At 59.9% G+C, this 20,813-nt stretch carries 16 protein-coding genes; 2 read left to right on the top strand and 14 right to left on the bottom strand.

The features are described 5' to 3' along the window. Positions 1-112: 112 nt before the first annotated feature. The 6 genes from THIVI_RS25745 to THIVI_RS10365 form a co-directional block, all read right to left on the bottom strand. Complete coding sequence (locus THIVI_RS25745) at positions 113-4,066, bottom strand: PAS domain S-box protein (protein ID WP_014778550.1); 3,954 nt, start codon at positions 4,064-4,066, stop codon at positions 113-115. After that, the gene (locus THIVI_RS10385; RefSeq protein ID WP_014778549.1) at positions 4,063-4,524 is read right to left on the bottom strand and encodes a response regulator; all 462 of its coding nucleotides are present in this window, start codon (positions 4,522-4,524) and stop codon (positions 4,063-4,065) included. The genes THIVI_RS25745 and THIVI_RS10385 overlap by 4 nt, the downstream gene beginning before the upstream one ends. A gap of 50 nt (positions 4,525-4,574) precedes the next feature. Further along, positions 4,575-6,032 (bottom strand): sensor histidine kinase, encoded by a 1,458-nt coding sequence (locus tag THIVI_RS10380; RefSeq protein ID WP_014778548.1) that lies wholly within the window; start codon positions 6,030-6,032, stop codon positions 4,575-4,577. Positions 6,033-6,379: 347 nt separating this feature from the next. Next, entirely contained in the window at positions 6,380-7,432 is a 1,053-nt protein-coding gene (locus THIVI_RS10375; RefSeq protein ID WP_014778547.1) for a WD40 repeat domain-containing protein, read from the bottom strand. Between the two features lie 59 nt (positions 7,433-7,491). Beyond that, on the bottom strand, positions 7,492-9,225 hold the full coding sequence (gene ilvB, locus THIVI_RS10370; protein WP_014778546.1) for a biosynthetic-type acetolactate synthase large subunit: 1,734 nt from the start codon (positions 9,223-9,225) through the stop codon (positions 7,492-7,494). A 108-nt stretch (positions 9,226-9,333) separates the two neighbouring features. Beyond that, on the bottom strand, positions 9,334-9,708 hold the full coding sequence (locus THIVI_RS10365) for a helix-turn-helix domain-containing protein (RefSeq protein ID WP_014778545.1): 375 nt from the start codon (positions 9,706-9,708) through the stop codon (positions 9,334-9,336). Between the two features lie 291 nt (positions 9,709-9,999). Here THIVI_RS10365 and THIVI_RS10360 point away from each other — a divergent pair, with 291 nt between their 5' ends. Continuing rightward, a complete protein-coding gene (locus THIVI_RS10360; RefSeq protein WP_014778544.1) occupies positions 10,000-10,410 on the top strand; it encodes a bacteriohemerythrin in 411 nt (136 codons plus the stop codon). 240 nt (positions 10,411-10,650) lie between these two features. Here THIVI_RS10360 and THIVI_RS10355 read toward each other — a convergent pair whose 3' ends face one another. The 7 genes from THIVI_RS10355 to THIVI_RS25330 form a co-directional block, all read right to left on the bottom strand. Then, entirely contained in the window at positions 10,651-11,433 is a 783-nt protein-coding gene (locus THIVI_RS10355; protein ID WP_245537424.1) for an RpnC/YadD family protein, read from the bottom strand. A gap of 327 nt (positions 11,434-11,760) precedes the next feature. Then, positions 11,761-12,162: a type IV pilin protein gene (locus THIVI_RS10345; RefSeq protein WP_014778543.1), complete on the bottom strand. Its 402-nt coding sequence runs from the start codon at positions 12,160-12,162 to the stop codon at positions 11,761-11,763. 3 nt (positions 12,163-12,165) lie between these two features. Continuing rightward, on the bottom strand, positions 12,166-16,491 hold the full coding sequence (locus tag THIVI_RS10340) for a pilus assembly protein (protein ID WP_217160983.1): 4,326 nt from the start codon (positions 16,489-16,491) through the stop codon (positions 12,166-12,168). Between the two features lie 7 nt (positions 16,492-16,498). After that, positions 16,499-17,083: a pilus assembly PilX family protein gene (locus THIVI_RS10335; RefSeq protein ID WP_014778541.1), complete on the bottom strand. Its 585-nt coding sequence runs from the start codon at positions 17,081-17,083 to the stop codon at positions 16,499-16,501. A 12-nt stretch (positions 17,084-17,095) separates the two neighbouring features. Continuing rightward, positions 17,096-18,085, bottom strand: coding sequence for a PilW family protein (locus THIVI_RS10330; RefSeq protein WP_014778540.1), 990 nt, complete (start codon positions 18,083-18,085; stop codon positions 17,096-17,098). Further along, the gene (gene pilV, locus THIVI_RS10325) at positions 18,082-18,558 is read right to left on the bottom strand and encodes a type IV pilus modification protein PilV (RefSeq protein ID WP_157174421.1); all 477 of its coding nucleotides are present in this window, start codon (positions 18,556-18,558) and stop codon (positions 18,082-18,084) included. Before pilV ends, THIVI_RS10330 begins: the two co-directional genes overlap by 4 nt. After that, entirely contained in the window at positions 18,542-19,000 is a 459-nt protein-coding gene (locus tag THIVI_RS25330) for a GspH/FimT family pseudopilin (protein ID WP_041446941.1), read from the bottom strand. The genes pilV and THIVI_RS25330 overlap by 17 nt, the downstream gene beginning before the upstream one ends. Between THIVI_RS25330 and THIVI_RS25325 the strand changes: the two genes are divergently transcribed. Next, on the top strand, positions 18,999-19,391 hold the full coding sequence (locus THIVI_RS25325; protein ID WP_041446940.1) for a hypothetical protein: 393 nt from the start codon (positions 18,999-19,001) through the stop codon (positions 19,389-19,391). The two genes, THIVI_RS25330 and THIVI_RS25325, sit on opposite strands and share 2 nt — an antisense overlap. A 299-nt stretch (positions 19,392-19,690) precedes the next feature. Here the strand turns inward: THIVI_RS25325 and THIVI_RS10310 are convergent, their stop codons facing one another. After that, a complete protein-coding gene (locus tag THIVI_RS10310; protein WP_041447215.1) occupies positions 19,691-20,800 on the bottom strand; it encodes an IS5 family transposase in 1,110 nt (369 codons plus the stop codon). Between the last annotated feature and the right edge of the window lie 13 nt (positions 20,801-20,813).

Below are 20,813 nucleotides of genomic sequence, written 5' to 3'. Positions count from 1 at the left end.
CTCCACCCTCTGAAACAGCCGGGAATTATTCAGCCAAAGTAAGAACCATTGAAACGCAACCGCCGCTCGCTCTTGGCGATCGCACGGTCGGGGTTACTCGCAACAGCGCGGATTACGCTGGACGCGGCGGAACCGCCTTGACCGCGCGCAGAGTGTCGAGCGCCGTTTGATAGTCGAAACGTTCGATCTGCTGACCGAGTTGATGAGCCTGTTCGCCGAATGCCTGTAAAAACAGCCCCTGGAATTGAGCGAAGGTCGAGTTTGCCGCCGTGTCGTCAACGGCAAGCAACGCCTCAAGGCGCTCGATGGCCTCGGCTAAAGCGGCTGGATCGAACGGGGATGTCGCGCCGGGAACCCTCGCCGCAACCCTGACCCAATCCAGGCGGACGGTCACCTCCAATAACAGTTTATCCAGCGCATGCGCAAGCCGAAAAGCGTCCAGCGAGGCCGCTGTCCGTTCCGCGCGGGCATGACTTTCGGTCCGCGCGGCAAGATCCCTGAAGCCATCGGCGCAAAGGTTGCCCGCCGTCCCCTTAAGGCTGTGCGCGAGAAAGGCCAGGTGTCGCAGGTCGCCCTGGTTGACGGCTTGACGCAGAGCGGCCGAATTGGCGGCATTGCCCGTCAGCACCGATTCCAGCAGCTTGGGTAAAAACTCAGGGCGCCGCAGATAACGCGATGTCAGCGCCGGCCAGTCGATCATCGTCTCGTCAGCGGCTCCGTCGCCGGGCACGGATACCGTCTCGCCTGAAAACCGCTCCCCCCGATCCGCCGCCTCGCAAGCGCGATGAGTACCGGACCCGATCGGCGCATAATTCAAAATGGTTGCCACCAGCGTATCCAGATCCACGGGTTTCGCCACATGATCGACCATCCCCGACGCCAGGCATTGAGCGCGCTCGGCCGGCAGGGCATGAGCGGTGAGACCGATGATGGGCAGATCGGGGGCGAAAGCGTGAATTTGCCGGGCCGCCTCATACCCGTCCAAAATGGGCATCTGGATATCCATCAGCACCAGATCGAACGCATTGGCGCCATCCTGGCGCATGCGCTCCACGGCCTGGAGGCCATTTTCGACCTGAACCAGCCAGCATCCCTCATCCTTGAACATCTCTTCGATCACCAGACGATTGACCGCGTTATCCTCGGCAACCAGGATGACCAGGCCGCTCAGACGCTGGCTCGGGATCGTCTGTGGCGACGGAGCGACCTCGACCGGCTGCTGCGCCAGGATCGAGCCGGCCGGTTCGATCAAGGGGATCCGCATCTCGAATCGCGCCCCCTCTCCCAGCCGACTCCGAACGCCGATCTCCCCACCCATCATATCCACCAGGCGCTTGCTGATGGCAAGCCCCAGTCCGGTGCCGCCAAAGCGACGGGTGATCGATCCGTCAGCCTGCTCGAAAGGCTGGAATAATCCGCGTACCTGGTCCTCGGTCATCCCGATACCCGTGTCCGAGACGCGGAACAGCAGACTGTCCCGATCGCGGGAGACCGCCAGACTGACGCTCCCCTCGCTGGTGAACTTGATGGCGTTGGACAAGAGGTTTCCCAGGATCTGCGTCAACCGCAAGCCGTCGCAGCGGCACGAAGCGGGAAGATCGCCGGCCACCTCGACCTGGAGATCCAGCGCCTTATCCCGCGCGCGCGCGCGCAACTGATCCAGCGAGTGCTCGATCACATCGTTCAAGTTGATCAAACCCTGCTCGATGTTGAGCTTACCGGCCTCGATCTTGGAGAAATCCAGGATGTCGTTGACGATGCCGAGCAGCAGTTGTCCCGAATCCATGATCCGCTTGAAAAAATCCCTGGCCTTGCGCCCGTCGCTCTGGCGCACGCCGATCTGCGCGAATCCCAGCACGGCATTGAGCGGGGTCCGGATCTCATGACTCATATTGGCTAGAAACTCGCTCTTGAGACGGGCGAGACGCTCCGCCTCGGCGAGCGCCGCCTCGCGCGCCGCCTCGGTCTGCTTTTGCGCGGAGATATCGAAGAAGCTGACCACCGCCCCGATGAGCTGGTCGTCCCGATACATGGGATGGGACGAATACGACACCGGAAAGGAATGGCCGTCGGCGTGCCAGAACACGTCCTCGTCCTGCCGTAGCACATGCTTATGGCCGGAGGCGCGGTGGATTGGACAGTCTTCTTTCGGATAGTGCGTCCCATCGGGGTGGCTGTGGTGAATCAGATCATGCGTGCAGCAGCCCAGCACGTCCTCCGGACGATAGCCCAGCATGGCGCAGGCGGACGGATTGATGAAGGTCGCGCGTCCCTCGGTATCCTCGCCATAGAGTCCATCGGCGCTCGATTCGAGGATGAGTCGGCTGCGCTCCTCCAGTGTTTTCAGCTCCAGAGTCCGGGTTTCAACCAGTTCTTCCAGATGCAGACGATAGTGTTTGAGTTCTTCTTCAACACGTTTACGCTCGGTGATATCTTCCTTGACCGCAAGATAGTGGGTGATGCGCCCATCCGGCTGGCGCACTGGCGAGATGATGGCCAACTCGACATAGTCGCTGCCATCCTTGCGCCGGTTGGAGAACTCGCCACGCCAGACATCGCCTCGGCCCAGGGTCGTCCAGAGGTCGTCGTACACGTTGCGCGTTGTTTGCCCGGATTGTAGGACACGCGGATTCTGACCCATGGCCTCGTCGAGGCGGTAGCCCGAAACCCTGGTGAACGCGGGATTGGCGTATTCGATGTGGGCATCCAGATCGGTGATGACGATGCTGGCCGGACTCTGTTCCACGGCCAGCGAGAGTTTACGAAGCTCCTGATCCGCCCGCCGCTGACGGACGATGCGCCAGATCTCATTGGCGATGAGCTGAACGCTCTCGACATCCAGGTCGGTGTAGAGGCTGTCTTTATTGCCGACCCCGGCCATCATGCGAACCAGGTCGCCTTCCATCACGGGCACGCTGATCAGGCGCGTCAACTCCGCGTGACCCTCGGGCAGGCCGTGCTTGCGAGGCGTCGTCGAATACTCGTTGAACACCGTCGGGGCACGCTGACGCAGGGCATCCGCCCACACGCCCGCCTGGCTGATCGGATAATGTTTGTCATAGGCCGCCTGACAATAACCGTCCAGGGTGCGGCGCGACCAGGTGACCAGTTCGATGGTTTCCTGATCCTCGTTGACGAAATGGATGAACGCGATTCGGCTCGCGGTCAATTCCTCGGCCAACTCCTGACCGAATTGCATGAATTCCCGCTCATCCATGTGCTCGGCGGCGCGCGGCAGCTCCAGCAGGGCCGTAGCGCGACGGGCCTGCAACAGCAGCGTTGCCACATGGCGCTTGCGTTGGGTGATATCGCGGTCGATCCCCCGGTATCCCAGGAAACGGCCGTCGGCCCCGACAATCGGGATCCCGCTGGTTTCCATCTCGACGGGTATCCCGTCCTTGCGCAGGCAGGTATTTTCAAGCAACGAAAAGGGTTGTTGCGCGGCGACGATCCCGAAAAAGTTTGCGCCGATCCGCGCGGCCTCGTCCGGCGGCATGAAATCGATGGGGCGGCGTCCCAGCATTTCCTCCGGGGCATAGCCCAGCAGTCTGGTCGAGGCCGGGCTGACATAGGTATAGCGGCCCTCGGCGTCCACCTCCCAGATCCAGTCCATGGTCGTCTCCACGATGGCGCGAAAGCGTTCCTCGCTCTCCCGGAGCGATTGCTCGGCGGCATGCAGCGCCTTGCGCTGATGCGCCGTCTCCAGCGCGCGCTCCAGCGCCATGGGTAGACGGGTGAGCACATCCTTGAGGACGTAGTCGTTGGCGCCCTTGCACAGAAGCTCGACCGCACCCTCCTCGCCCAGCGCGCCGGTGACGAAGATGAACGGCAGATTGGGATCGCGCAAGCGGACCAGATTCAACGCCTGCAACCCGTCGAATTGAGGCAGGCTGTAGTCGGCCAGAATGGCATCCGGGCGGAATTCCGCGAGGGCCCGCGCAAAGGTATCTTCGCGCTCGACCCGGCGGGAGTCGAAGGACAGCCCCGACTTTTTCAGAAAACGCGCGATCAACTCCGCGTCCGCGGGATTATCTTCCAGCAGCAGGATGCGTAGCCGATCGGTCATGCGGGATGCCGGATCTCGGGCGGAACGCGATTGACAAGCACCCAGTACATGCCCAGTTCGGCCACGGTGCGGGCGAATTCGTCGAACGCCACCGGTTTGGCGACGAAGCTGTTGACGCCGAGTTGATAGGTTGCGACCAGATCCTGTTCTTCCTTCGAGGAGGTCAGGATCACCACCGGCAACTCGCGGGTCTCCGGTGTCGCGCGGATGCGTGTCAGCACCTCAATCCCATCGAGCTTGGGGAGCCGAAGATCCAGCAGAACCACCTTCGGCAGGACACTGGAGCGACCGGCGTAGTCGCCTCGCTGGAACAGGAAATCCAGCGCGGCCACGCCATCCTTGACCCACTCCAGATGGTTGGCCAGGTTATGTTTTTTCAAGGCGCGAATGGCAAGCTCGGCATCGCTCGGATTGTCCTCGACCAGCAGAATGTCGACCACCAACTCTCTTTCGACCATCGATCTCTCCCAGCATCATGGTGTCGCCCGGACACGCGACAGAGTCCCGGTTATCCCGGACACGATTCGATCCGTTCGACAGGCAGGCTAAAGCTGAACGTCGCCCCCACGCCGATCTCGCCAGTTCCATCGACTGCCCCATTATGCTTTTGGACGAACCGTTTGACGATGGCCAATCCCACTCCCGTGCCCGCGAATTCGTCCATTCCATGCAACCGCAGAAAGAGGCCGAAGAGTTTGTCGGCATAGGTGGGATCGAACCCGGCGCCATTATCTCTCACGGTGTAACGGATCATCCCCGCCCGGCGTTCCGCGCCGACCTCGATCACCGCCGGGTCGCGACCCTGGGTGAACTTGATCGCATTGTCCAGCAGGTTCTGCCAGACCTGGCGGATGGCCCGCGGATCGCAGAAGATCTCCGGCAAGTCCGCGCACTGGAATTGAATCGCGCGCGCGGTCTGCTGTTCGGATAAAGCGGTCCAGACCTCGCGCACCAGGGTATTCATATCGACCTGACGCGGATCGAGCTCCAGTCGGCCAGCGCGCGACAACGCCAGAATATCGTTGATGAGCTGCTCCATCTTTTTGGCATTGGCGCTGACCACGCCAAACAGCCGCAGACCCTCCACATCCAATTGGGGCGCGTACTCCTCCTTCAGGATCGCAACGAAGCCGTCGATGGCGCGTAATGGCGCGCGCAGATCGTGCGAGACCGAATAGCTGAAATTTTCCAGATCCTGCACCGCGTTTTCCAATTCGGTAGCGCGTTTTTCGCGCACCGCCTCGGCCTCCGCGAGCCGTTGCGACATCTGATTGAAATCCGCCGCCAGCCGGCTGAATTCATCCTTGCCGGGCAGAACGAGACGGGGCGGAATACCGCCTTGCCCGAGTTCCCGCGTCCCCCGACCGAGGATGTGCAGCGCGGTCGCGACCCGATACAGGACGGGCGCCATCAGAGAAAGCACCAGGATCGCGGTCACGACGATCAGGATGAATTCGGTTGTCCAGAGCGTGTCGCTATAGGCGACCGCCGTGCGGTGGCTGTCATGATGCAACCGGTGCAACAGGGGTTTGATGCGGCTGATTTCGATCTGGATGCGTTGGGCGGCCTGCTGGAGCCGCGTAATCTCGAACGCGGTCAGCGCGGGCAGATAGAGCGCATCCAGCTGCATGAAAGACCAGCGGGACTGGACCAACCGTTTGCGCAGATCGGCCACGAGCTCGGGCGCGGAGGGCGACTCGAAGCGATGGCCCGCGACATGCGCCTGGATCTCCAGCGAGTCGAGCAGCAGATAGGTTTCCTGTCTGAACCGATCCGCGCGGGTCTCGACAAAGCGATGGATGGCCGATTCCAACTGCTCCACCTGATCCTGCATCCCGTCGGCCAGCACGGTGAGGTCACGCAGCTCGCGCAGGCTTTCGTGGCCGCGATAGGCGGTCACGCCGAAGACCACCGCCATCAACAGAGGCAGCAGCCCGATCAGCTTGAGCTTGGTTTTGATTCCCATACCCGGCGCATTATGAACGCGATTGAGCAAGGCGTGCGTCGATGTTTGCGCAAGGAATCAATAGGGAAGGGGCAAGGGGCAAGGGGCAAGGGAACAAGAACGGGCCAGCGATCAGTCGTCAGCGACCGGCTTGAGTTCGCTTTAGGGGAATTCCGGAAATGACTTCGCCAAGCGCCAAACCCCGTAGGAGCCCGCTTGCGGGCGACAGGTGGGCGCACGGAAAGCTTCTTGGTGGGGGGCGCGTCGCCCACAAGCGGGCTCCTACGGATAGGATGAAATCGCTCCAAATCCGAAGATTTCCCGTTGGATCTCGTGACATCGCGGAGCGGTGTCACGAGTAAACGGCATCAACGCTTCCCGCCAAACAACCGCCCCCACAGCTTCGGCGCGGACGCGCTTTGCTGGCGCTGCTGTTCGGCCAGGGCAAGCGCGGCCTCTTCCTCGATCCGCGACTCCGCCTCGGCGACCTGCCAGGCGGCGCTGACCGGTTGCCATTCGGCGTCCGTCACATCCAGCCCCCAGACGCGGATCGTTTTATCGACGCCGCCGGAATAGAGCCAGCGACCGTCCGGGCTGAAGGCGACGCTGTAGACATCCATGCCATGACCGGTCAGGCGCGACAGTTCCGTGCCGGTCGCGGCGTCCCACAGCACGATGGTCTTGTCCGCGCTGCCGGAGGCGATCAGCTTGCCGTCAGGGCTGAAAATCGCGCTCCAGGCCGGATAGGTGTGTCCTTCCATCTCCCGGATCATCGCCAGGCTGTTCAGATCCCACAGACCCACTGAGCCGTCGACATTACTGAGCAGCAACCGGGTGCCATCGGCGTTGATCTGGGCGCTGTTGATGCCATTGTTGATGACATCGAAACGGGCCAGCTCGGCGCCGGTCGCCACCTCCCAGATCGCCGCGGTCGAGTCGCGGCTGCCGGAGATCAGCCGTTCGCCGTCGGGCGTGAAAACGACGCCCTGCACATATTGCGGATGCCCCTCGATGGTGCGGACCAGCTCGCCACTGTCGACCGTCCAGAGACAGATGGTGCCGTCCTCGCTCGCGGAGGCCAGCAACTCGCCCTGGGGCTGGAAATCGACGCTGTAGACCAGACTGGAATGGCCGCTACGATTCCAAAGCTCCTGCCCGGTGTTGGCGTCCCACAGACGAACCGAGGTATCGGTGCCGCCGGAGGCGAGCCGCTGACCATCGGGATGAAAGCGTACCGTATAGACGCGCCCCTCATGACCCGCGAGGGTGTGTTCGACGCGGCCCTGGGCGACATCCCACAGTTTCACCAGACTGTCCCAGCTTGCGGTGGCCAGGCGCTTGCCGTCGGGACTGAGCGCGACGCCATAGATGGTGTCCGTTCCTGCCTTGCGCTGCACCGAGCGCCATGTGGAGGTTGGCATCGTGTGATTTCCTCTGATTCGTTGGTCGCGATCGGTTTGGTTCGCGGCAGATTCTTGATTCAAGCTTCGATCATCTGCGCCAGGGTATGACCGGGACGGACCATCGGAATGACGTTTTCGGCCTTGTCGATCCAGACATCCACCAGCATCGGACCCGGCTCCGCCAGCGCGGCGGCGAGCTGCTCGCGCAATTCGGCGGGCTCCTTGATCCGCAGGGTGGCGAGACGTTGATAGACGTATTTCAAACCGGTCAGGTTGGGGATCTGGCGCCGGCAGGTCTGATCCAGCTCGGTGCAGTCGGCATCGCAGTCGGCGACGCGCGCGAGACAGGTTTCGTAATGATGACCGCCGTCCATCATGTCCTCCCACTGGCGCACCATGCCGAGGAAGCTGTTGTTCAGGACGAACATCTTGAGCGGGATGCGGTTGGCAACCACGGTGCCGAGTTCCTGCAGGTTCATCTGAAAACTGCCGTCGCCGTCGATCAAAACCACAGGACGCGAGGGATCGGCGAACCAGGCGCCGATGGCCGCCGGCAGCCCGAAGCCCATGGTGCCGAGCCCGCCGGAGCTGACCCACTGGCGCGGACGCTGGAAGCGATAATACTGCGCCGCCCACATCTGATGCTGACCGACCCCGGTGACCAGGGTCGCGTCACCCTGGGTGAGTTCGGACAGCAGTTCCACCACCGCCTGAGGTTTGATGTACTCCGAGACGCCATAGGGCTTGGGCATCTGCTCGCGCCACTCCCCGACCTGGGACAGCCAGTCGGGATGGCGAGCGGTGCGACCCGAGGCCAGCGCGTACTCCAGAAAGTCATCCAGTCCGGCCACCAGCGACAGGTCGGTCGCGATCATCTTGTCGATCTCGGACGGATCGATGTCGACATGGGCGATGCGTTTGTCGGCGGCGAATCCGCGCACCGCGACCCGATCGTCGAAGCGACCGCCCAGGGTCAGAATCAGATCGGCGTCGCGCAGGGCGTAATTGGCCGGGATGGTGCCGTGCATGCCCGGCATGCCGAGGTTGTACGGTGTCTCGAAAGGCAGGGTGCCGAGCGCGTTGAAGGTAGTGGTCACCGGAACGTCGAAGCGTTCGGCAAACGCCGCCAGCGCCGGCGCCACACCGGCATGAATCACCCCACCGCCAGCCTTGACCACCGGGCGGCTGGCGCTGGCCAGCGCATCCAGAATGGCTGCGGCCCTGACAGAGTCGAAGGGAATGACTTCCCGGTGCCGGGTGCGCGGCGGGTTCTGACTCTCGACCGTCGCAAGCTGCGCATCCTTACAGATGTCCACCACCACCGGACCGGGGCGTCCGTGCAGCGCGAGCGCATGGGCCTCGCGTAGCACCCACTCCAGGTCGCGCACGTCCTTGACCAGATAATTGTGCTTGGAGATGGGGCGCGTGAACCCAACCGTATCCACCTCCTGAAAGGCATCCGTGCCGATCGCGCCGCTCGGCACCTGACCGGTGATAAAGAGCGTCGGCAGCGAATCCTTATAGGCATCGGCGATGGGCGTGGCCAGATTGGTCGCGCCCGGCCCGGAGGTGGCGAGCGCGACCCCGACCCGCCCGCTGACCCGCGCATACCCCTCGGCGGCATGGCCAGCGCCGCCTTCCTGACGGCACAGAATGAATTTTGGCACGGCCGCGCCGCGGCGCAGACGCTTGTTGAGTTCCACATGGATGGGGATGACCGCCCCGCCGGTGTGCCCGAACAGATAATCGACACCCAGGTCGGTGAGCACATCGAGCAGGAGGCAGGCCCCGGTACGGATCGAATTTGTCATGGCGATGCTGATCGACGATAAGACTGACTGGCAGCGAAGCCCGCCATCATAACGCGAAGCGAAGGATCTTCCGTCAATCCCAACGCCTGCTTTCGCAGGCACTGCCCTTCAGGTTGTGGTTACTGGCTCCGAAGAGGTGTCCTGCTGCTCCGGGATCTCCACCATGTCGAGCAATTGACGCTGGCGGGCCTCATTCATGGCACGAAAGCCTTGAATCAGCCGCAACTCGTCATCGGTGAGTGGATTATATTCCTCCAGCATCAATAACCAGGCAGGCGAGACGGTCTCCAGGGCAGCCGCGATCTGATGTGCCGCCTCCAATCCCATACGACGAATTCCCTGTTCGTAGTTGCTGATCCTGGATTTGGACAGCTGATCCGCGGTCCGCGCGGACAAATCGCTCAGGGACCAGCCGCGACGCTGCCGCTCGGCGCGAAGACGGCTTCCAATCCGTCGTGTCAGTGATGCAAATTCAGGTTCCACGATGAGAGCACTCCTAAAGGTTGGCGGGAATCCACGATCCCGATCGGATAACTGTAGCAAAAAAAAATCACGTCATGTGTGATTCTATTGTATGTGCAAGCATTCAGGGCATCGGATCGAAGCGGCGTTCATGGTTTCGCGCACCGTAAAGCCTCGGCTGCAACCGGCTGATCAAGTCATGAACGGCTTAAATTTCGGTTAGTTAGGATTGCCGGTCGAGGCGTAAACAGGCTATGATCTCGCTTCAAACGAGACATTTCGCTCCCACCGAACCGCGTCCTAAGGTGCCTCATGTTACGAGACTGGTCCGACATTTACCTGATCGGCATCGCCGAGATCGATCGGCAGCATCAGGGGTTTTTTACCGCGGCGCACCGATTGTACGAAGATATTTTGGACCGTGACGGGAAAAGCGCCGTTGTCGAAGCCATGGCCTTCATGAGGGAGTACGCCGAGCAGCATTTTCAGACCGAAGAGGCCTTCATGCGTCAGCATCACTACCCCAGCCTACAGGAGCATTTGAGACTGCATGCTGGATTCTTCCGGCGCCTGGACGAACTGGAAAACGATCTCATGATCTTCGGCCCAAGCCAGGCTCTCGCGGATCGTGCTCTGGATATCACGCAGGATTGGCTGATCGACCATATCGCCGACGAAGATATGCTTTATTCCCTTCATTTCAGGGCCGGGGCGGTCAGTTGAGGGTGCGATCCAATTGCCGTTCGGGCGATTTTCAGGAAAGGCTTGACCGATCCGCCAGGGCTCCAGAACGCGGAGCGATCCGCTAGACGCGGATGCGGCACTGTATCGTCGTAGGGGCGAATTCATTCGCTCCTACATCTCCCGCACCCCCCTGAATCCGCGCACCCCACGCGGTGAATAAATTCGCCCCCACCAGCCTGCATCCTGTTCAAAGGGGAGACGCCCTTGTCTCTCCCCGGCTCAATGGAAAATGGTCTCGGGGGTATCGGCGGTGAGGAGACGCTCGGACCAGACTTCGAGTTGCTCGGGCTCGGCGGATTCGATGCGCGAGCGATAGGTCTCAACCAAATCGGGACCAAATTTGCAGGAAAACAGGCGCATCAGGATGGTGGCTTCGCCACGCTGCAACCCCTGTTGCAACCCCTGTTGCACTCCCTGCTGCAACCCCTTCTCAATCCCCGCTTGTTCAACAGTCGTGGCATACGGCATCCGGTGTTGCTCCTCGTAGGCATAGAGTTCTTGACGAAAGTCCGCTTCCAGTGCCTTGGGCAGACGGATCATCCAGTCGATGAGGCGGAAGACTTCCAGGATCAGCGTCTGCGGATAGCCGCGTTCGTACATCCGGCGGATCAGGCGAAATTTCCAGCCTTTGAGCGTCTCGGCCTCGTTCGTCACCTTGGCGCGGATCTGGGCCATGACCACCAGGGCGAAGACGTTGTCGCTCGCTTCCAGTTCCGCCCAGCGTTGCGGCGCGACGCAGTCAAGCAGTTTGACCATCGGAAAGCGGAAGGCGATCCCGCAGCCCCAGCGACGATGGCGAAACTGGCTGGGGCGAAAGCTGGCGGTGGTGTCGGTCAGGACCGTGAGGCTGACGACATCCAAGCCGTAGCGATCGCGCAGTCGGGTCTGGTAGACGAACATCCGTTCGCCAAAACCGCTCTCGGCGTCGCCTTGGACTTCGACATGGATCAGCACCGCGACCGCGTGACCGTCGAGCGCGCGCGCGCACCAGTTTGTCGGCATAGCGCCGACCGCGCGGGCTATCGGCGCCGATCTGTTGCAGTTCCTTGTCGAGAAACTCCGGTGCCGCGCGCCAGTCGATCTGGGCATGAATGACCGGGAACAACAGCGCGAGGAACTCCGGGAAGAAGCGTTCCAGGGCTTCTTTACCAGGGGCTGTCGAAGTCGTTATTTGAGTGAGGTCTCGGCGGTTGAGTTGTCTGCTGTCATGGGGCGAGTGTAGCCGATTCGCCGGCGGGGGATGGGAACGGATCTAGGCACGATCCGCTGGCAATTGCAGGCACTGTCCCCGGAACTGCGGGACGGGGCGAATGCCCCCGTCCGGCTGGCTCACCAGCAATCGGCGGCCGTGCCGGTGCCGCTTTCGGTTCTGGTTCCGACCTGGTTGATGCCCAAGGTGCCACACAGCGTATCGCCTGTCTGAGCACCTTGAGGGGCGGCCTGAATCGAGTAGGTCGTTGCCGTGACGGCAACCGGAAAACTAAAGGTGTAGAAACTCGCTAGGTCTGTCCGGCAGGCGGTTGCCGGTAAAACAGCCCCGGTATACACCATCGTAGTCGTGTAAAATCGATCCATAAACTGGGCGAGTTCAAGTAAACAGCCCTTTGCGGCCGCGCGGCGCGTTTTCAAAACCTGATTCTGATAACTCGGGTAAGCGATCGCCGCGAGAATGCCGACGATCGCTACCGTGATCATCAATTCGATCAATGTAAAGCCTTTCCGAGATCTCATGCCTCAATCCCCCTTGATTTCTCGCCATGACAGACGACCTGTGCGTTTATTGCCGAGGTTGACACGCATATCGGCAATATCTCCGGATGAGCCGCCGACCACTAAACGATCTCCGATGACGCTTGGTTCCCCAGGCATTGCAACCCCCGGATCGAACGATCCAACGACTTTACGACTCGTGCCATCAGTGGGAACGAGCTTGTCGCTTTCGTCAAATTGGGCATCGTCATTCAGATCGAAAGGCGAATATCCAAGCCGCGCCCCCGTGAAGGGATTGATCGCGTTCACGAATCCACTGCCGCCAGCCTCGCACGGATCATCGTCGGGAATGATACTGCTCGCAATCAACACCGGCTCAAGAAGCTGATAGAGATTCGAGCGGGTCACGATACGCTCGCCGCGCGGATCTGGGTCCATCAGATCCAGAACCCAACCCTTCTTGCCTGTCATGTCCCCGGCAGTTGCCTCGGAGAAAGCCCTAACGTCATAACTTGCGACCGTGCCACTCAATTTGATCTCGCGCAACGCCAAGTTCGTTCGCGAACTGATCGTTGTGTTGTCATCGATCAGACCATACCAGGACTGAACCTGTTCGTAAGCGGGGTCGCCTTGGTAGACATAGCTGCCAGTGCCGAAGAACAGGAAGGTCTTGCCATAATTTGGGTCGCTGGTGACGGTATTCTTGGCGACTGTCAATTGGGCCGTGATCGCTTGCGGTTTGTTCTCGTCGACAAACACGGGGGGCGTCGAAGGGGCTGGATCGACCGGACTCATGGCGGTAAAGAAGGGAACGGGCGTAGTACCCGAGAGATAATGGGAGTCCCAGGCAGATGCTGCTCCAGTGACATCGAAACGCCAGACATTGCCTTTCAGATCCCCGGCGTAGACGGTGTCGATCTTGCCATTGCCGTCGCTGTCGTAGAGCGTGGGTGTGGAGAGTCCGTTGTCGTTTCCTCCCGCGGTGACGGGGATCTTTTTCAATTCGGTACCGGTCTCCAGACCGAACACATAGAGAACGGCTTTTCCATTTACGCTGTTATGACCGTTTCCAAACACCACGACCTTGGCGTCATTCTCAAGCGTGCCGATCTGAGGCCGCCCGAGAACAAAGCCGAGATCGTCATCCGTCGCACCGCTGTATTCCCATAAGGCATTGGATGCCGCAAATGAGCCTGGCGTGGTTACATTCAGCGCGAACAGGCCCTTGATGCCTCGGCCAGTCGATCCGATTAGGATGTTTTTTCCAGGTGTCTCGGCGAGCGACGAGACCGCAAGATCGCCATCGACGAAAAACTTGTGGCTATAGGTTGGCAAGGCCAACTCGGCCAGATTGCCGAACACGAGCCCCGGAATGTACGCGAACACTTCCGCGCCAGTGACTGCATTAAAGGCATGCAGCATCCCGTCGTTCCCGCCGACATACACCGTATCGGTGTCTTTCACGTAGTAGGGCGATGAGTGAACGATATCGCCCAGCAGTTTTTTGCGGGTTCGATAGATCCCGGCGTTCTGGATTTCCTTGCTCTGATCGCCGCGCAGATAATCGAGGACATTGGCGCTTCCCAAGGCGGTTTGCTGATCAGTGGATAACGAGGCCCAGGTAAATGCAATTCCCGTTGTCGTTGCGTCATTCCAGGCGAAGATTTTCCGCGACGCAGCGACCGGAAGATGTTCCGACGCCTTCCAGGATGGCGTTGCGCTGACTCCGGATGACGTGATCGGGAAAGCAAACAACTCACCATCCCAGGTGGCGCTGTTGAACTGGGACTGGAACACCCGTGTGTTACCGTCGATCTTCTGGCCATTCGAGGTGATGTTGCCCGCGCTCGCGCTGCGCTCGACGATGGTATCTAGACTCTTTTTCAGCGCCTCGCGCAATTTGAGCGGGTTCTGCACCAGGAAATAGGTGTCCGGTACGCCGTTGTTGTCGGCATCCCACTCGCTTGGGAGATCAGGCTTGTCGTTATCGTTGAAATCGACGAAACCGCCCCATTTAGATGCAAACCAAAGCGGATCGCGTAAGAGAGTAGCTCCCGACGAACCCCCTTCAAAAAAACGCTCGCTATACGCCAGCGTCCCAGTCCCGCCAATGTAAGGCAGCTTCTGACACGCGGCAGGTGGAGTGGAAACATCGCAATAACCAGGGATCTGCCCTGGGGGGACGTTGAGATAATAGGTGCGATTAACGTTTTCGTCCTGAACAACCAGGTACACGCCGTCGGCATTCTTCGTGCCGGAGATCACGTAACCCATGCTGTGCTGGATACCGCCAGCCTGATATTCCGGCGTGAGCTTAACCTTGAGATTGCCATCCGCTTCGGCGGAAATTTCATAGACGACGATAGCATCCATGTCGTGGTCCGCACCCTGCTCCACGTCCTCGAAATTAATCCGGAAACTCGCGTAATAGCGCCCGCCGTTGATCGTCGAGTTATAGTCCGCGCCGCTCGAACCGGACGTATTGACGATGGTGTCGACGTAGAAATCGACGATCTGGTTGGTTGGCTGAAATTGGCCCTTGGTATTTGAAATGCTTTCACCGCCTACCGACTTAGCGAACGGCACCAGCGTGATAATGCTGCCTGATGTCGTCTTGGCCTCGATGCGCGGGAGTGGGGAACTCAAGACAACCGAATAAGTATCGACCGTCTGCGTTCCGGTCAGGGTGCGGAGATCGGTGATCTTGCCATAATGGGCAACCGCCGCCGAATAGTAGCTACCCTGCTTGGTGGGTTCCTCGGGTGCCAGACCACGGATCGTTCCCAGGGATGCCACATTTTTTGCCGTCGGCGCACCATCGTACTCGGTTCCGGATTGACCGATAAACCGCATCCCAGTGATGCCGGTTTCGCCCGTGGTGATCGTTTGCGCCACAGTGGCGACATTCAGACTGCCGAGAGAATCGGAAAATGAACCAAAGGCAGTGCCGGGAACCTGATCCGAATCGAATGAAGGGTTGATCCCGGATACCACCATCATGTTGGGGCGCGCGCACCAATGCGCCTTTGCCGCGCTGTTCGTCCGGTCGTAGGGGTCGTCCCAGGTCGCGACAGGGAGCCCGAGCTGCGCGTCGTAGCCTCCGGTCGTTGCGAATGCCGTGGTCGCGGACGCCTTACCGGCAAAATAGCGTAAAGTCTCGTACATCATCTCGCCGGTCGGGTTACCCCAGTCGATGAACTCACCCTCATTCATCGCTCTGGTGGTCACCCATCCGCCGCGATATGCGTTGTCAGAGCGGTTATTGTTAAAATCCCGAATCCGTAGGTTGTTTAGGGCATTCACAATCGTTGCATCCGCAGCGATGAACTGTCCCGTGTTCGCATTAACCTCACTCTTGAATGAGGAGACGACCTTGCGTAATACGCCACCGGACTTGTTCTTGTTGTAGCTTCCAGTCAATAGACCGAACAACATGGTGTCGTTCTCGCCATATTCATGCAGCAGCCCTATGGGTTTGAGGCTACCGTTTGGATACCGCTTGCAGCCGCCGGAGTATGTTCCGGTGCAGACTTCAACTCGAACCGTGTAGTCATCCCGATCAACCCCTCCATCGTCATCCCATTTCAGCACGGGCCGCTCGGTGGATGCCCAATTCCAGACCCGTCGGTCGCTTCGCCGAACGACCCGCAACAAGGGTGGCTTATCGCTGCAATCTGACAAGGTAGAGCAATTCACGCCAGCAGTGGCGGTCAGATTCCCGAAAAAATGCCGCTTTCCTGCCGGCGGTTGGCCCAATGGCGTGTAATTGGCAATGTCATAACCGTCGACGGTCGTGCTGGTGTATTCCTTCGCCCAGGAATGGGCGTCCTGCGGAATATAGGCCCGTCTCAAAACAGTTTCGGAATTGGTATCAACATCACGGTACCCACCATAGAACACCTTTCGCAGCGCGTCGATCCGGCTCGTCGTCGCGTAATTCAGCCAATTCCCCGACCATCCACTTGCGCACGTTCCGAGAGCGCCAGCGGTACCATTCGGCGAGAATTTGTCGCTGTTTCCGTCACCACCTGAATGCGAATAACATAGAGAAGAATCGAACAGGCCATAGTAGGTAATAGATGGCTTGAAACGGACATCTAATATCCCGTCACCATTGAGATCGCTCGCATCGTTGTAGGCTTCATAGAACAGTGTATGGTCACGCCCAACAACCATCATGCTCATTGGTATCGTCGACTGATTTGTGATGAGCGGCGTATTTAAAATCACCGGTGCCGCAGACGCAGCAGCGATGGTTGCGCCGAAAACAGCGGCAATGAGGAACTGCTTCACGATCACTAAGCGATACCGGGGTCGGTCACATCCGTTCTGATTAAAGCGATTCATCATGTGCCTCTCAATCGGCGGCATAAATGGTTTGTAGGATCACCATGGCGCGGTTCGAACTAGCAGGATTGTGGCTGCGGGCAGTGACTCGATAGCGGTAGCAATTCTGTGCTCCGCTGGTTGGGTTATCGACATCGCAAGGGAAATTTCCGCCAAGGAATTCGACGAGATATTGAGCTGCGACCGCCTGCTGGAGCGTGGTTAGACCCGTACCCGATGCATTCATCCAATTGGTAACGCTCGAATCCAACCAGCGCGCCGTGCAGTCCTTGTCGGGCTGGGCGCATAGGCCATTCGCGTTGCAGGTCGAGGATCCGCAGGTGCTGTCGGCATCGTTATAGACGCCTGAACCGGGAAAGCCGGAATTGGGCGGAATCGCGTCGGATTGCGCCAGCGCCGCCGCCTCGCCGTCTTTCAGCGCGGCCTCGGCTGACTGGAAGGCAAGACCGCGATCAAAGGTGTTGGCTGTCATGCGCTCTTCCAATGAAACTGTGTGCACGCCCGATAAACTGAGGAGGGTGATGACGACCAGCAGAATCAAGGCCACGATCAACGCGGCCCCTTCCTGTCGTGCTCGGGAACCGGTCTTTTTCATGCGAAGCCTCTTTTAACCCCGACGGTTGACGACATGGATAAGGCTCCGCTTCAGAGGCGCCCCATCGCTCCCTGCGTTTTCGCGCGATTCCAGATCCAGGGTGACCCGCACGGCAATCACTAGCGCGTTAGCCGTATTGGCCCAGGATGCAATGGAAGATGCGTCGACATAGTCGGTCGCCGGGCTGGTGCCGGTACGCGTGAGATACTGGAGTTGCATGTCTGTGATCCCTTCGGCGATCTCCTGTGGCGCACCGCCGTTCAGAATGCGATAGAGCGAACTTCCGCCGCGTCCGTTATCTCCGACATACCAGGCGGTGACCGAGAGTTCCGTCAGGAACCCGTTTGCGGCAAATTGATGTCCGGCGCCAGCGCAGTTCGTCACGAATGAGTCGCTACAGTTACCCGGTGTCCCAACGCCTGTCGCGTGTCCAATGTCGACGCTTGCCGAGGAGGCACTCGTCGTCTGAAAAATCGTTGCCTGTCTGAAGTCGCAGGCCATCAAGAGATCATTCGTCAGAAATCCGTGACTGGCGGTATTGACTTTGAGTGGGTCCGTTGTCGATGTGTGATCGGCGATGATCATGGGATTATCGAGCGAACCTGAACGAACGATGACGGCATCGGTTCCGGCGATCCGCGCTGCCGCAGTGGTTACGACATCGACCGGCAGAGAAGCACTGCTTTCAAACCCCTGAATACCGCCTGCGCTCCAATTGAGCCAGGTCGAGGCGCTCGAACCGTTGGTGACGTTTGAAACGATCGGCGTCCCGCAGGGATTTACACCTGCTTCGCGGAGTTCGCGCGCCATGAGTTCGAAAGCCGCGCGCGCGTTATTCTGCATGTTCGCGAGGTTTTCGTTGGTTCGGTAGGCTTGACGTTGAGCGAGATACACGTTAGTGACGCCGAGCATCAAGAATAACCCGAGGGTCATGGCGATCATGAGTTCGATCAACGTCAGACCGGCTTGCAGGGTGCGACCGTTGTTACGCATGGTGTTCATAGCCGTGTCGAGGTTTCAAACATCTGGCTGGCTGACCCGCCGGTTCCCCGTTCGTCATTCCAGTAAATGCGGACGGTGCAGGTCGTTGCCCCGGGGGCGCAGTCGATCTCCCCGCAAGTGGTGGCGGCGTTACCGAGATTGTCCTTGAGAGCCTGGAGCCAAAAATGTTTGTCGTTGTCAACGAGGACCAAACCGGCTGCCGTGACTGTGCAAGTCTTCGTGAGGTCGTAGTTCTCGCTCGCCGCATCCGCGCGGTTGGCCCGCATTGCATCGAGCATGAAATAACTCAACATAACTGCCTGAGTGCGCTGGAAACTGCTCTGATTGTTCTTCATGACGCTGATTTGCAGCGCGGCGGCTCCTAACATTCCGACACCGAGGACGAGGACAGCAATCAAAACTTCCAGTAGAGTAAACCCCGATTGTCGATGGGATAACCGCTGCGGCATGACCTGATCAGCTACTCGTGACATGAAGTCCACCCGTTTTCACATTGATCGCCCGAGTGCTGCCGCTCAGAGTCAAGGTGATACTGCCATTTGTCATCAGTGTGTTTCCGAGATCATAAGACAGCCCATCGGATCGGAAACGCACGCAAACATGATTCGTTATCGATGTGTCCAGATTGGCAGCGGTGACCGCAATGGTGCTATGTAAGCTACCAACCTTGATATCGGTGCCCGCCGATGTGGCTACACGCCATTCACGGCTTGTCGGATTCAGGCAAAAACGGATCGAGGTGTTTTGGCGGATCGCTTCGCTTTTCGCCATATGCATCCCAAGCAGGACATCATTTGCCGATGTGACAAGACGATTGCTGGTGATGACACTCTGAAAACTTGGCACGCCAATGGCGAGCAGAATAGCCGCAATCGACAGCGTGACAATCAATTCAATCAGCGTAACGCCGTTCATGCCGCGCGATGCGGCGTACTTTTCATGTCGTCCGTTCGAGGGTGCTGGCAAATCGCTTGCCGCCGATTCGAGCCGAGGTTGCGACCTTGGCGAGTTGGTTGGCGCCGGGAAGTTCGACCGCCCATACCATGCGGTGCAATCCGCGCTGATGGTCGCCCGCATCGCACGAAAACCAGGAACGCTCCCTGTCCTGCAAGTACAGCTTATGAGCATCGATCCTGTCTCCGGTGGTGTCATGCGTCCCGAGGGAGGGTACCGCAACCTGATCGCCGGTCAAGGTCGGTCAGTTCTCTGGCGGGGCGCCGGTTCCGACCGCCCTTTGGATTGCCATGAAGCGAAATGGGCCTTGGGCATCCCCGCCGGATCGGGCAATGTGCGTTTGTTGTTCTGAAACCGGAAGGGCTCGTCCGGCGAATCCATGCGGGTAATGCTAGACGATGCATCGCTCTCGAAGCGCGAGGTGTCGCACAGAATCGGAGAATGATTCGTGCATTCGTCTGGCGGCTGAGTTGGCGCATGGAGGGCCAGCCATTCTCATTTTTAGGAGCCCGCTTGCGGGTGACTTGCGGGCCTGCGGGCCTGCGGGTTTGCTTGTGTGCGACAGGGGGTGGCAGACCCAAAGGCTTTTCCGTTCGCACTTCGATCCTTCGACCCTTCGACAAGCTGAGGCCTCAGAGGGTGTAGACAAAATCAAACCGTTGTGGTCAACCGCCGCAGCAGGATGCGCGCCTCCGCCAGCCAAACCCAGGTTTCGGAGACCGCTGGCAGACGGTCATGATGCATGATCAATCGACGGGCACGCTCATTCCACGCATGGGTGCGCTCGACAACCCAGCGCTTCGGCAGCGGAACGAAGCCGTCGGCGTTGGCGATCACCACTCGGTCAGGCGCCCCGTCCACGTGCCAGGAGCCAACGCTTTTGTTGGCTGGATGGCGCACGACTTCCACGCGGATCGCGTGGGTCTGCTCGGTGGTTTGGGCAAATTGACCGGCGTAGGCGCTATCGACAAACAGCGTGTTGATCTGGGGGTACTTGGCGGCCGCGTCAGCGACGGCGCCCGAGGCGGCATCGCGGTCCTGAAGATTGGCCGCGACCACGCTCACCGCCAACACGAACCCCAAGGTATCGACCACCAGGCTGCGCTTGCGCCCCTTGACCTGCTTGCCCGCATCAAAGCCGCTCGGTCCACCCTGCGGCGAGCCGCGGGTCGATTGCGCATCCAGCACCGCCGCCGTCGGCGCGATCTCACGCCCCTCGCGTTCGCGCCATTGCCCCCGCAGTCGATCATGCATCTGCTCAAACTTCCCAGCCGCACTCCAACGGCGAAACGTCTTGTAGACATTCTGCCAAGGCGCGAAATCGTGCGGCAGCATCCGCCACGCGCACCCCGTGCGCACCACGTAGCAACACGCCTCCAGGATGCTCCGGCGCGACACGCGGGGCGGTTGACCCCGCCCGCCCGGCATCTCAAAGAGAGCGGCGACCAAGTCCCACTCCGCATCGGTCAGACAACTTGGGTAGCTTTGGTCGGGGTCGTGGCGACGATGCGCATCCGTATACCCATACCGACGCGGCGTTGCGCGCGCTTGCGCCTCGAGACCACTCTCGCCCCGGAGGCGCGTGACGCCCGCCTCCCGCAAGGACTTGCGAATCGTTGCTTCATGAGCCTCGATTCCCGTCCGTGCCGCGAGTTCCCGGGCAATCTCTGACAGCGTGGAGGTCGGGCGATCCGTGACAATTTGACGCAATACCGCTTGCTCCGCCTCGTGAATCTTGGGGGGACGACCAGCTTTCGACATCAGCGCACACCAG

It is taken from the genome of Thiocystis violascens DSM 198 (assembly GCF_000227745.2).
Lineage (GTDB): Bacteria > Pseudomonadota > Gammaproteobacteria > Chromatiales > Chromatiaceae > Chromatium > Chromatium violascens.
Note: the sequence above shows the minus strand (reverse complement) of the source record. Positions and strands in the feature narration are given on the sequence as shown.